General features: G+C 41.9%; 9 protein-coding genes. 3 read left to right on the top strand and 6 right to left on the bottom strand.

Annotation, left to right across the window (positions count from 1 at the left end; all coding sequences use genetic code 11):
• Positions 1-83: 83 nt before the first annotated feature.
• A complete protein-coding gene (locus tag AAC851_RS01605) occupies positions 84-3,554 on the bottom strand; it encodes an indolepyruvate ferredoxin oxidoreductase family protein (protein ID WP_340600400.1) in 3,471 nt (1,156 codons plus the stop codon).
• 203 nt (positions 3,555-3,757) lie between these two features.
• Between AAC851_RS01605 and AAC851_RS01600 the strand changes: the two genes are divergently transcribed.
• On the top strand, positions 3,758-4,714 hold the full coding sequence (locus tag AAC851_RS01600; RefSeq protein WP_035375238.1) for a LysR family transcriptional regulator: 957 nt from the start codon (positions 3,758-3,760) through the stop codon (positions 4,712-4,714).
• Between the two features lie 102 nt (positions 4,715-4,816).
• On the opposite strand, the gene AAC851_RS01595 is transcribed toward AAC851_RS01600, so the two are convergent.
• The 5 genes from AAC851_RS01595 to AAC851_RS01575 are packed head-to-tail and all read right to left on the bottom strand — an operon-like array spanning position 4,817 to position 11,330.
• Positions 4,817-5,719, bottom strand: coding sequence for a hydroxymethylglutaryl-CoA lyase (locus tag AAC851_RS01595; RefSeq protein ID WP_005090529.1), 903 nt, complete (start codon positions 5,717-5,719; stop codon positions 4,817-4,819).
• The gene (locus AAC851_RS01590) at positions 5,716-7,707 is read right to left on the bottom strand and encodes an acetyl/propionyl/methylcrotonyl-CoA carboxylase subunit alpha (RefSeq protein ID WP_115736421.1); all 1,992 of its coding nucleotides are present in this window, start codon (positions 7,705-7,707) and stop codon (positions 5,716-5,718) included. Before AAC851_RS01590 ends, AAC851_RS01595 begins: the two co-directional genes overlap by 4 nt.
• 11 nt (positions 7,708-7,718) lie before the next feature.
• Positions 7,719-8,522 (bottom strand): enoyl-CoA hydratase/isomerase family protein, encoded by an 804-nt coding sequence (locus AAC851_RS01585; protein ID WP_115736422.1) that lies wholly within the window; start codon positions 8,520-8,522, stop codon positions 7,719-7,721.
• Between the two features lie 9 nt (positions 8,523-8,531).
• Positions 8,532-10,133 (bottom strand): carboxyl transferase domain-containing protein, encoded by a 1,602-nt coding sequence (locus AAC851_RS01580; protein ID WP_112986508.1) that lies wholly within the window; start codon positions 10,131-10,133, stop codon positions 8,532-8,534.
• A gap of 24 nt (positions 10,134-10,157) precedes the next feature.
• On the bottom strand, positions 10,158-11,330 hold the full coding sequence (locus tag AAC851_RS01575) for an isovaleryl-CoA dehydrogenase (RefSeq protein WP_340600399.1): 1,173 nt from the start codon (positions 11,328-11,330) through the stop codon (positions 10,158-10,160).
• A gap of 145 nt (positions 11,331-11,475) precedes the next feature.
• Here AAC851_RS01575 and AAC851_RS01570 point away from each other — a divergent pair, with 145 nt between their 5' ends.
• Together AAC851_RS01570 and AAC851_RS01565 are read left to right on the top strand one after the other, a co-directional pair.
• On the top strand, positions 11,476-12,093 hold the full coding sequence (locus AAC851_RS01570) for a TetR/AcrR family transcriptional regulator (RefSeq protein WP_005080687.1): 618 nt from the start codon (positions 11,476-11,478) through the stop codon (positions 12,091-12,093).
• Between the two features lie 110 nt (positions 12,094-12,203).
• Positions 12,204-13,898 carry an AMP-binding protein gene (locus tag AAC851_RS01565; protein ID WP_340600398.1) on the top strand — a complete coding sequence of 565 codons (1,695 nt, stop codon included), beginning with the start codon at positions 12,204-12,206 and terminating at the stop codon, positions 13,896-13,898.
• Positions 13,899-13,922: the final 24 nt, after the last annotated feature.

Below are 13,922 nucleotides of genomic sequence, written 5' to 3'. Positions count from 1 at the left end.
ATAAACAAAGCGTTAAGAGCTAAACTCTTAACGCTTTGAATTTTCTTTTATAAAGTCGTCATATCAACTTTATTGCTATTTCCTTATTTTTTTAGTGCTAAAGATAACTCATCCCAACGTTGCATCGCTGTTTGCATGGCTTGTGCTTTGATATGACCAAAGCCACGTACTTCTACTGGTAACTGAGCAATTTCCTCAGCGACAGTTAAGTCATACTGTTCAGGTGATGCAATTAATGCTTCAACAAATGTGATATAACGATCACGCCAAGCTTGTTCACGTCTGCGTTCTTCATGACGTGCAAATGGATCGAGGAAGGTTTCCCGAAGCAACTGCAAACGAGCCAGCAACATCATTGGAAAACGAATCCAATATCCGAAAGCACGCTTACTAATATTTTGATCAGCACCTAAAGTCGGTGGAGCAAGATGGTAAGTTAAGCGTAAGCCTTTACCAAAATGGGTTTCAATCGACTCTTTGAATTTTTTACCGGTTAAAAGACGAGCGACTTCATATTCATCTTTATAAGCCATCACACGATACAGTTGTGTCGCAATCGTCACGGTCAATTCCTCTGGTAATGTTTTCGATGCTTGTTCAACTAAACGACGATACTTCATCGCATAGGCTTCATTCCAATAGTCAACCAAACGTGCTGAACGATCCTCGATTAATTCAGCCAATGTTTCAGGCTTTTTAGTTTTTTGAATGGCTGCAAGCAATCGTGGCGCTAAACTTGGATCACTCGCAAGATGGCACCCAATTCGGAAAGCTTCGAGATTCTTTTCTACGGCAGTGCCATTGAGTTGAATCGCTTTTTCAATGCTTTGACGTAATAGCGGTATACGACCTGATTGCCATGCCATACCAAGTAATAGTTGATTGGTAAAGATTGCATCACCCAGTACTAAAGTTGCGATACGTGTCGCAGATAGTGATACTAGTGTGCCTTTGCGGGTACGACCACGTAGACGATCAACTAAGTCACTGATAGGCGCATACCAGTCACGAGAGTCTATAAAGTCTGATGTCGGTGAAGCATCTTCATTCACAATCACCACCGCATTTTCTTTTAAGCGAGAAAGTGCAGCACTACTACCGGCCACCACGGCATCTGCACCGATTAAAAGATCACATTGACCCGCTGGAATCTTGGTTGAAGAAATATGCTCATCTGAATTTGCGACTTGGATATAGGAATAAACCGTACCGCCTTTTTGAGCCAGTCCGGCCATATCCATCACACGTGTTGCTTTACCTTCAAGATGTGCTGCCATACCGAGTAGGGCACCAATCGTCACCACACCTGTACCACCAACACCACCTACCATAATACGATTTGGTACATCATCAAGTACTGGAATGATTGGTGTTTCAGGCCAACCTGCAGCAATACCTTCAAATTTTTCAGGACGTTTCATGTCGCGGGTATGTACCGTGACAAAACTTGGACAGAAACCGTCAACACAAGAAAAATCTTTGTTACACGTGCTTTGATTAATCTGGCGTTTTGGTCCTAATGCAGTTTCTACAGTTTCAATGGATAAACAATTCGATTTTTTAGAACAATCACCACAGCTTTCACATATATCGGTATTGATATAGATACGTTCTGCTGGATCAGGATAGGCATCACGTTTACGGCGACGACGTTTTTCGCTGGCACAAGTTTGTACGTAAATTAAAGCAGTAACCCCTGACGTTTCGCGCAATTGACGTTGAATCGCATCCAATTCATTTCGATGATGAATTTCTACATTTGCTGCAATTCCTTCTTCTGCATGAATCAGTTCAGGTTCATCCGTCACAATGACTTGTTTTTTTATCCCTTCCGCTGCTAACTGGCGGGTTAATTGAGCGACACTCAAGTGACCATCGACATGTTGTCCACCTGTCATGGCAACCGCATCGTTATAAAGGATTTTGTAAGTAATATTCACTTTAGCGGCGATCGCTTGGCGAATGGCAAGATAACCTGAATGGAAATAGGTCCCATCACCAAGATTTGCAAATATATGTTTTTCATTGGTGAAAGGAGATGCACCAACCCAACTCACACCTTCACCGCCCATCTGAGAGAAGGTTTCTGTGCCGCGATCAAGTGAAACCGCAATATAGTGACAACCAATACCACCAAGCGCACGACTTCCTTCAGGAAGGACGGTTGAGGTGTTGTGTGGGCAACCGCTACAGAAATAAGGTTTGCGCTCTGCGAGATCAGTTACACTGTGAGACGCTTGTTCTGCTTTAAGTAATAAGTCTGCTTTATTTTGAATTTGTGTTCTTAACGCTTCTGGTAAATCAAGGCCTAAGAATCGAGTTGCAAGCATTTTAGCAATCGGTTCAGGCTGGAATTCATAATGTCCAATGAGTGGTGCTTCTTCAACTGAGGTACTCCATTCACCTTTTCCATCACAGGCTTTACCAATGACTCGAGGACGTTGATCATCTGGGAGGGAATAGAGCTCATCTTTGATCTGTGCTTCAAGGATCGGTCGTTTTTCTTCGACCACGATCAGCTCTTGTAAGCCTTGTGCAAATTCACGGATACCTTGAGGTTCTAACGGCCAAATCAATTCAACTTGATAAACACGTAATCCGAGTTGTTCTGCTGTTTCACCTTCAATTCCTAAAATACGTAATGCCTCAATGGTATCTAAATAGGCTTTGCCACTAGCAGCGATACCAATCCGAGCATTTTCACATGGCAAAGTCACACGGTTCAATTTATTGGCGCGTGCATAGGCCAAAACAGCAGGTAGGCGATATTTATACAGTCGTTCTTCTTGTTGGATACCATGATCTGGCCAACGGATATTGACACCACCCTCAGGAAATTCGACATCTTCTGGAATAATGGGGGTTACACGGTCTAGGCTGACCTTGACTGACGCCGATGTTTCAACAATTTCACTGACCAATTTCATTGAGGTCCAAACACCTGCAAAACGAGACATGGCAACGGCATGTACGCCAAGATCTAAAATATGTTGCACCGATGTTGGATAGAAAATTGGAATCCCGCAGCCAATCATGACATGTTCTGATTGATGTGGAACTGTCGAAGATTTACAGGAATGATCATCACCAAATAAGGCAACAACACCGCCATGCTCGGCTGTACCTGCGAGATTGGCATGGCGAAGTACATCACCAGAACGATCGACACCAGGACCTTTGCCATACCACCAAGAGGTCACACCATCATATTTACCTTGTCCAGCAAGGTTAGCCTGTTGTGTACCCCAAATGGCGGTTGCAGCTAGGTCTTCATTTACTCCGGGTTGAAAGACTACATGATGGTCTTTAAGCAATCCATCGATTTGCCAAAGGAAACTATCGTAATTACCTACAGGTGAACCGCGATAACCTGAAATAAAACCTGCAGTTTGATAACCTTGTAAAGTATCCCGACGTGTTTGGGCGAGTGGTAAACGAACCAATGCCTGTATTCCCGTCATATATGCAGTACCGTCATCACTTATATATTTATCGTCAAGTGATACATCCTTTGTAGCGATCATTCTTGGAGTAAATTTTGTCGCTATATTCATTTATGTCTCCTTAGTATTGTGGTCGTTCGTGCGACTTTCTTTTCTCAACATCCGAGTTGAAGTTTGGAGCAATTGACATACAAAAAATTAAAATGGGCTTAGCGTCTAAAACAGAGGGCTGGCTCAATGTATGTACATATTTACCATTGTGGATGATCTAAACTGGTGCAACAATGCGTAATTTAGGAAAAGATATTTACGTTATGCGCAAAAATCACGAGGGTGGACTGTTACATGCCATGCATGCTTTCCTGAAAGTGATTGACAGTGGAAGTTTTACGGCAGCAGCAGAACAGATGGATTTGACCACAGCACAGGTGTCACGTCTGATTAGCGAATTAGAAACGCGTTTGGGTGTAAAGTTGTTGCAACGTTCAACTCGACAGCATGCATTGACCGATATTGGTGCAACCTATGCGGAACGCTGTCGTCAAGTACTTTCAATCATAGAAGAGGCCGAAGCAGAGGCAACAGGGACTGCTGCAAAACCCAAAGGTCGATTACGTATCCAGAGTATGGCCAGTTTTGGACATTATTATGTTGCACCTGTAATGGCTGAATTCTGCCAAACTTATCCAGATCTCACGGTTGAATATCGCACATCGCAAAATGCGCCAGATCTTTTAGCCAAAGGGATTGATGTTAGTTTGTATTTAACAGAGTCTTTGACTGATTCAAGATTTGTTGCTCGTCGAATCGGTAGCATTTTTTCTGTTTTATGTGCTTCACCCGCTTATTTACAAAAACATGGCATTCCTCAGTCACCAGATGAGTTACATGATCACGCGTGTTTGCGTTTGGTGAATCCATCCATCACACCACAATGGCACCTCGTCGGTGAAAATAGCTGTTCCTATCAAATTGATATTTCAGGACAGTTAATCGCAGATACACCTGAACTCTTGTTAGATATGGTGCAACAAGATATGGGAATTGCACTATTGCCTATGTTTGCTGTGATTGATGCGGTTCGGGCTGGACACTTATGTCACATTTTGCCAGCTTGGCGCTCTCCGGATATTGGTGTTTATACCTTATTGCCTTCACGGCACTTTATCGATGCGAAAACACGTGCATGGTTAAATTGGGTAGAGCAATATATCGCACCAAAAATAGAACAGGATACTTCTTATTTTTATCAATTAACCCATCGTGAATAGGACTTTTAAAAAACAAAATAACTGTAATAAATCATCCACAATAATAATTTTAAATGCTCCTTCAAACTAAATTTGCGGAGCATTTGGGATCAGTGAATTTATTTATGCACATGACTGCTGAAGATAAGTATTTGCATAATTTGATAAGTTTTTTCGGTTCAATGTCTGATTGATATTTTGGCTAGCCAACATCAATTTTTCGAGATGAATGCCTGTTTCATATCCAATGTGAGACAGTAAATAATACAAGTCCTCAGTTGCAACATTCCCTGATGAGCCTTTGGCATAAGGACAACCACCCAGTCCAGCAAGCGAAGAATCAAAGACTCGAATACCTTGCTGTAAAGATTGATAGATATTGGCGATTGCCATGCCATAAGTATTATGAAAGTGTCCTGCCAAAATCTTGCTATCCAGTTCTGCTAAGCATGCTTGCCAAACTTTCTGCACTCGATCTGGTGTTGCTGTCCCAATGGTTTCACCCAATGAAATCTCATAACATCCCATGTCATGCAGCCGTTTGACGACATTCACGACTTGTTTGGGATCGATTGCACCTTCGTAAGGACAGTCCACCATACAAGAGACATAACCACGTACACGAACATTGTTTGCTTGCGCCGCTTTGAAAATTTCAGAGAATCGTTCTAAGCTTTCATCGATCGAGCAGTTGATATTCTTTCGAGTAAAACTCTCAGAAGCTGCGGTAAAGACCGCAACCTCTTTACATCCAACTGCTAGAGCGGCTTCGAAGCCTTTAAGATTAGGCGTGAGCAAGCTCAAATTTAAATCATTGCGTTGTGGCAACAATTTAAATAACTCATCGCTCTGCGCCATTTGTGGTACCCATTTGGCTGATACACATGAACCCACTTCAATAGACTTTAAACCTGCATCAATTAAATCATTGATAAAACTCAATCGCTGCTCAATGCTTAAAGCTTGTTTCTCGTTTTGCAAACCATCACGAGGTCCAACTTCTACAATCTTTACATAGTCACTCATGCAACTTCCTCCTCAGCAGCTTGGAAGTCCACAAGTTCATCGCCAGCTTTGACTTGATCACCCACTTGGAAATAGGCATCTAAAATGACACCATCTTTTGGAGCACGAATGGTATATTCCATTTTCATCGCTTCAAGCGTCAAAAGCACATCATCTTTCTTCACGGTGTGATTTGCGCCTACAAGTAATTGTGTCACCACACCTGGCATCGGTGCTTTGAGATGTCCTTGCTCAGATTGACCATCAGTTTGATTATAATCCTGATGTAAGTAGCTAAACTTATAACTTTGTCCAGCGTTGAACAGGGTAATGCCTTGCACACCTCGGTTAAAGGCAAGTTTTTGCTGAATTCCACCAATTTGAATATTTGCACTGTGCTGATCAGCCAATTGACCTGTAATGTGATAGTTTTGACCGTTAAATTCTGCATTAAATCCTTGTTCAGCAGCAGAAAACTTAATTTGAATATTTTGGTTTAAATAATTCAATTTAATGCTGTGTTGATATGTGACATTACTACGCCATAAGGGTTGTGCTAGCCACAGTTGTTTTTGTGTTGATTGGTTATTTTGCATTTGGCTTAGAAATTCAATAAATGCAGTCGCAACAACAAACTCAGGTTTTATATTCGCTGGACTAAACAAAAATTGTTCTTCACGTTGGATTAGATTCGTGTCCAACTTTGCTTGTTTGAACGAATCACAACGTACAATCTTTTCCAAAAAGGCAATGTTATTGCCTAAACCATCGACATGGAATTGACTAAGCGCGTGTTGCATTTGAATCAAAGCAGCTTCACGGTTTTTACCCCATACGATCAATTTGGCAATCATTGGGTCATAGAAAGTGGTAATTTCATCACCTTCAACAATGCCACTGTCTACACGCACATATTGGTTTTGTGTTGGGTAGCGTAGATAGTCAATTTTACCAATCGCAGGTAAAAAGCCTTTTTCTGGTTCTTCGGCATAAATACGTGCTTCGAGGGCGTGCCCATGAATTTTTAATTCATGTTGCAGTTTTGGTAATGGCTCACCATAGGCAACTCGTAATTGCCATTCTACTAAGTCCTCTCCAGTAATCATTTCAGTCACAGGATGTTCGACTTGTAAGCGTGTGTTCATTTCCATGAAATACGCCGTACCGTCTTGTTCAACAATAAACTCAACCGTACCTGCACCGACATAATTTACCGCACGCGCAGCATCGATTGCAGCTTGACGCATCGCATCGAGCTTTTCGCTTGGCATTTGCGGAGCAGGGGCTTCCTCAAGTACTTTTTGATGACGACGTTGAACAGAACAATCCCGTTCAAATAAATGTACATAGTTGCCATGTGTGTCGCCAAATACCTGTACTTCGATATGACGTGGTTGAATCACATAACGTTCAATCAGTACATCATCATTACCAAAACTCGATTTGGCTTCACGTTTACACGATGCAAGAGAATGTAGAAAATCTTCGCTACGTTCCACTAGACTCATGCCTTTACCACCACCGCCAGCACTGGCTTTGATCAATACAGGATAGCCAATACGATCTGCTTGTTGTTTTAAAAATTCAGCATCTTGATTGGTACCGTGATAGCCCGGTGTTAGAGGTACACCTGCTTTTTCCATCAAAGCTTTAGAGGTAGCTTTCAAGCCCATCGCTAAAATGGCATCGACTGGAGGACCAATGAAGCAAATATTATGCTGTTGGCAAGCTAAGGCAAATTGATCGTTTTCCGAAAGAAAACCATAACCAGGATGAATCGCTTGGCTTCCCGTATCAATCGCCGCTTGAATAATACGATCAGCTTGTAAATAACTTTGTGTTGCAGGAGATTGACCAATATAAATCGCTTCATCAGCAAGTTTAACGTGTTGGGCATGAGCGTCTGCATCTGAATAAACCGCAACCGTTGCAATACCTAATTTTTTAGCAGTACGAATCACACGGCAAGCAATCTCACCACGGTTCGCAATTAAAATCTTTTCAAACATGTTGATCATCCTTAATTGTTGTTATTGGAATTTGAAGTCCACGCAGGGGCTTGCTTACTTAAGAAAGCAGTTAAGCCTTCTTTTGCCTCACTGCCTTGACGGACTTGTGCGATGTGTTGAGCAGTTTGTCGAAGTAATTCATTATTCATACTTTGATTGCTGACCATTTGAATCAGTTGCTTAGATGCTGCTTGGGCATGTGGTCCACCCAGCAGTAAAGCATCAATAATCTCTTGAACTTTTTTATCTAAATCTTCTGCATCCGCAATTTCATGTGCCAAGCCGATTTGTTTTGCTTCATGCGCTGAGATACGTTCAGCAGTTAAAAAATAGCGTGAAGCTTGTCTAGCGCCAATCGCACGAATCACATATGGACTAATCGTAGAAGGGGCAAGACCTAGTCGAACTTCAGAGGTTGCAAATTTGGCATCGGTACTGGCAATGCAAATATCACATGCAGATGCCAAACCCATACCACCACCAAAAGCAATGCCATGAACACGTGCAATCGTTGGCTGATTTAAGGTTGCCAATGCTTCAAGCATCTGTGCGAGTTTTAAAGCATCGGCTTCATTTTCTTCTGTAGAAGCTTGACCCGCTTGTTTCATCCAATTTAGATCTGCACCTGCTGAAAAGCTTTTACCACGACCAGCTAAAACCACAACTCGAATATCATCACGGGTAGCAAGTTGCTTAAAGCAAGTATGTAATTCTTCAATCAGCGTTGTATTGAAAGCATTGTGTAGCTCAGGGCGATTCAGCCACACATATGCCACCTGATCATGTTGTTCCAGTTGTAAAAATTGATAGCTCATAAACACCTCTTACATGCGGAACACGCCAAATTTAGTCGGTTGAATCGGTGCATTCATTGCAGCAGCAAGACTTAATCCTAGTACTTGACGCGTTTGTGCTGGATCAATCACACCATCATCCCACAAACGAGCAGAAGCGTAGTAAGGATGTCCTTGACGTTCATACTGATCACGAATCGGTTGTTTAAATTCATCTTCTTCTTGTGCTGACCATTCTGCGCCTTTTTGCTCGATCTGATCACGCTTCAACGTCGAAAGTACGCTGGCTGCTTGCTCACCACCCATGACTGAAATACGTGAGTTTGGCCAAGTCCATAAGAAACGTGGAGAATAAGCACGTCCACACATACCGTAGTTACCTGCACCAAAAGAACCGCCAATGATGAGTGTAAGTTTTGGTACATTTGCAGTTGCAACCGCCATCACCAGTTTGGCACCGTGCTTGGCAATACCTTCATTTTCGTATTGGCGACCGACCATAAAGCCCGTGATATTTTGAATAAATAACAACGGAATATTGCGTTGGGTACATAACTCAATAAAGTGTGCACCTTTTTGAGCTGACTCTGAAAATAGAATGCCATTATTGGCAATAATTCCGACAGGCATCCCATAAAGTGATGCAAACCCTGTGATCAAGGTTGAACCAAAACGAGCTTTAAACTCATCAAAACGAGAACCATCGACGATACGTGCAATCACTTCTCGTACATCAAATGGCTTGCGCGCATCGGTAGGGACTACACCATACAACTCTTTCGCATCAAACAATGGTTCATCAATCTGTTTGTTGAGTTCGTTTGGTTTTTTATTCAAATTGGCAACAATATTGCGTGCAATCGCAATCGCATGTTCATCATTTTCAGCGAGGTGATCAGCAACACCTGAGAGACGCGTATGTACATCACCACCACCCAAATCTTCGCTACTTACAACTTCACCTGTTGCTGCTTTAACCAGAGGGGGGCCACCCAAGAAAATCGTGCCTTGATTACGCACGATGATGGTTTCATCTGACATCGCAGGGACATAAGCACCACCAGCGGTACAGCTACCCATGACGACCGCAATTTGGGCAATACCTTGGCTCGACATACGTGCTTGATTGTAGAAGATACGCCCGAAGTGATCACGATCAGGGAAGACCTGATCCTGCATAGGTAAATATGCACCACCTGAATCTACAAGATAAATACAAGGTAAGTGGTTTTGTTCAGCAATTTCTTGAGCACGTAAATGCTTTTTAACCGTAAGTGGATAATAAGTACCACCTTTAACCGTTGCATCATTGGCAACGATCATGCATGTCACACCATTAACCTGTCCAATACCCGCAATCACACCCGCAGCAGGAATATCATCTTCATAAACTTTATACGCAGCAAGTTGTCCGATTTCTAAAAAAGCTGTGCCAACGTCAATCAGTTGATCTATACGTTCACGTGGAAGCAATTTTCCACGCGCTAAATGCTTTTGACGTGCGTTTTCTCCGCCACCTAATGCAATATTTTGGGCAACTTGTGTTAAATCATTGACCAAAGTCTGCATAGCTTGTTGGTTTGTTTTGAAGTCTTCACTTCGCACATTAATTTTGCTTTGTAATTGATTCATATGATGCATCCTGGTTTATCGTTATTATTTGGTTTCATTAAACAATTCACGTCCGATCAACATACGACGAATTTCAGATGTGCCTGCACCAATTTCATAAAGTTTTGCATCACGCCATAAACGACCTGCAGGGAACTCATTGATATAACCATTGCCACCTAAAGTTTGAATCGCTTCACCTGCCATCCATGTCGCTTTTTCAGCTGCATATAAAATGGCACTGGCAGCATCTTTACGCAAGCTACGGTCGTGATCTGCTTTATCACACGCTGTACCAACGGCATATACAAGCGCCTTACACGCCAGCCAAGTTGAATACATATCAGCAAGTTTGCCTTGCATTAATTGGAACTCACCTAAAGCTTGTCCGAATTGTTCACGTTGATGTAAATACGGAATCACGACATCCATACAGGCATCCATAATGCCAAGTGGACCTGCGCTTAAAACTGCACGCTCATAGTCCAAACCACTCATCAGGACTTTAGCGCCATTACCGACACCACCCAACACGTTTTCAACAGGTACTTCCACATTGTCAAAAAACAATGGATAAGTATTTGAGCCGCGCATACCAAGTTTGTCTAGGTGATGACCATGACTAAAACCTTTCATGTCTTTTTCAATTAAAAAAGCAGTCATGCCTTTTGCACCTGCTTGTGGATCAGTTTTTGCGTATACCACTAAGACATCCGCATCACCACCATTGGTAATCCACATTTTTGAACCATTTAAAACAAAATGATCGCCTTTCTGCTCAGCACGCAGTTTCATACTGACCACATCAGAACCCGCATTCGGTTCAGACATCGCAAGGGCACCGACGTATTCACCAGAGATTAATTTAGGCAGATATTTCTGCTTTTGTTGCTCATTCCCGTTGCGGTTAATTTGGTTGATACATAAGTTAGAATGTGCGCCGTAAGAAAGAGCGATCGCCGCTGAAGCACGCGAAATTTCTTGCATCGCGATGATATGAGCAAGATAGCCGAGATTAGTGCCACCGTATTCTTCTGAGACTGTTAAGCCTAGTAAGCCCATATCGCCAAACTTTTTCCAAAGATGAGCAGGGAATTTATTGTCTTGATCAACTTGCTGAGCAATTGGTGCAATTTCCTTTGCACAAAATGCGGCAACTGAGTCTTGAAGTGCAACGAGCGTTTCATCCAGACCAAAATTCAAGCTACGTAGGTTCATTGTATACATCCCATTGGTTATATTTGTTGTTCCATAAGCATTGTTGTAGGTGCTTGTGAATTACCATACAATGATTTTTTAAAAAAGTGAATAGAGATTCATAAAATGATTTACAATTCACTTTATTTGTTAGAGAATAAAATTTATGAGCTACAAACGATCATCTTTAATGCAAGAACGGATGGAACAAAATCGTAAATCGATTTTAAGTTCTGCCAGAAAGTTAATCTCGGAAGGAGGGTTTAAAGACGCACAAATTCAAACGATTGCAGAGCAAGCTGGCGTTTCGAGTGGGTTGGTTTATCGCTACTTTGACAATAAGAGTCAGGTGCTGATCGAAGTCTTATCAGAAGCAATCAATACCGAGCTTTTGGTGATTGATGCGATTACAGACAGTGATTTGCCAGCAGAACATAAGTTGCACAAAGCAGTAGCAACATTTGTAAAACGGGCGTTAAACAGTCCTCAGCTTGCATATTCACTCATGTTTGAGCCAGTTGATTCATTGGTAGAACATGAGCGTTTTCGTGTGAAGCAATTGATTAAACAGAGTGTGATTAAAATACTCGCAGATGGAAAGGCAAGTGGTGAGTTCGATCTGGAAGATCTAAATACCACAGCACTCTGTGTAGTTGGTGCAATGACTTACGTTGTAGTTGAGCCTTTAGACCCTGCTCAAAATACGAAGTTCGACCAGCAACACAAAGACTATTTTTCAAAACAGATAGCTGATTTTTGTGTGGATGCAGTACGGAAAAAATAGCACGTGTACGGCGATTAACATCATGGAATAGGCGGTTTGAAGAGTAGTTGCAGTAACAACAATTAGACCAGTTAAGATGAGAATTAGAAAGAATCAAGGAGAATGATTCAATGCAACACGTACGGTTAAGCTACGCCTCTGGACCAAGTTCGCAGCCTTTAATTGGGATGACGATTGGAGAAAAATTCGACCAAGCATGCCAGCAATACGCTGAGCGAGAAGCAATCGTAAGTTCACATCAGAATAGACGATTAAGCTACAAAGAGTTGCAAGATGAAGTAAATTCTTTTGCTTGTAGCTTGCTTCAGCTTGGTTTGAAAAAAGGCGATCGACTCGGTATTTGGTCACCGAACTGTGTCGAATGGACAGTCACTCAGTTTGCAGCATTTAAAGCAGGGATTATTTTAGTCAATCTAAATCCCGCCTATAAAAGCCATGAACTCGAATATGTGTTAAATAAAGTTTCTTGCAAAGGATTGATTATCGCATCGCAGTTTAAAACCACAGATTATCAAGAGCTTCTGACACGCATAGCTCCTGAAATTGATTTCTGTACCAATAAACAAATCCATTCAGAACGTCTGCCTTTCTTAAAGTTTGTGATCAAAATTGATGAAAAACAGCATACAGGTATTCATCGTTTCAGTGATCTGGTCGTCCCCCCAACACAACAACAACTCGATCAATTACAGTTAGCAACGCAACAGTTGCAGTTTGATGAAACCATTAATATCCAATTTACATCAGGTACGACCGGTAATCCTAAAGGCACGATGCTCACCCATCATAATATTTTAAATAATGGTTATTTTGTCGGTGAGGGTATTCGTTTAACGCCACAAGATAAAGTGTGTATATCAGTACCTTTATTCCACTGTTTCGGTATGGTCATGGGAAATCTAGCCTGTATCACGCATGGTTCTACCATGGTGTATCCATCAGCTGTTTTTAATCCATTAGAAACACTAAAGACAATTCACAACGAGCGTTGTACGGCAGCATACGGCGTACCAACCATGTTCATCGCCACTTTAGAGCATGAACAATTTAATGAATTTGACCTATCTAGTTTACGTACAGGGATTATGGCGGGGAGCCCATGCCCACGTGAAATTATGCAGCGTGTGATTGATCGCATGCATATGTCAGAAATCACGATTTGTTATGGCATGACTGAAACATCACCTGTAAGTGTACAAAGCTCAGTGAGCGATACCATTGATAAACGCGTCAGTACGGTTGGACATGTTCATCCTCATGTAGAAATTAAAATTGTTGATCTCGAAGGGCAAATTGTTCCTCAAGGCACATTAGGTGAACTATGTGTTCGAGGTTACTCCGTGATGGCTGGATATTGGGGCGAGGAAGAAAAAACTCGTGAAGTGATTGATAACGCTGGCTGGATGCATACTGGTGATATTGCTGAGATGGATGCAGAGGGCTTTGTCAAAATCAAAGGTCGTATCAAAGATGTGGTGATTCGCGGTGGTGAAAATCTGTTTCCAAAAGAAATAGAAGACTTCTTATACACTCATCCAGCCATTTGTGATGTGCAAGTAATTGGTCTACCTGATACACGTTATGGTGAGGAGCTATGCGCCTGCATTATTTTGCATGAACATCAACAGACCAATGAGGACAGCATTCGTAGTTTCTGTAAAGAGCACATTTCACATAATAAAGTGCCACGTTATGTCAAATTCTTTAATGAATTTCCGATGACAGCCTCTGGCAAAGCGCAGAAGTTTAAGTTACAGGAAATCATGCGCGCTGAACTGAACTTAACTGGAAACGTATTCGACTAAATGATGTTTTACATCAAATAGAAA

It is taken from the genome of Acinetobacter sp. HZNU-JH01, from assembly GCF_037996845.1.
GTDB classification, from domain to species: domain Bacteria; phylum Pseudomonadota; class Gammaproteobacteria; order Pseudomonadales; family Moraxellaceae; genus Acinetobacter; species Acinetobacter haemolyticus.
The sequence above is the reverse complement of the archived record's forward strand: the minus strand, read 5'-3'. Positions and strand labels throughout refer to the sequence as shown.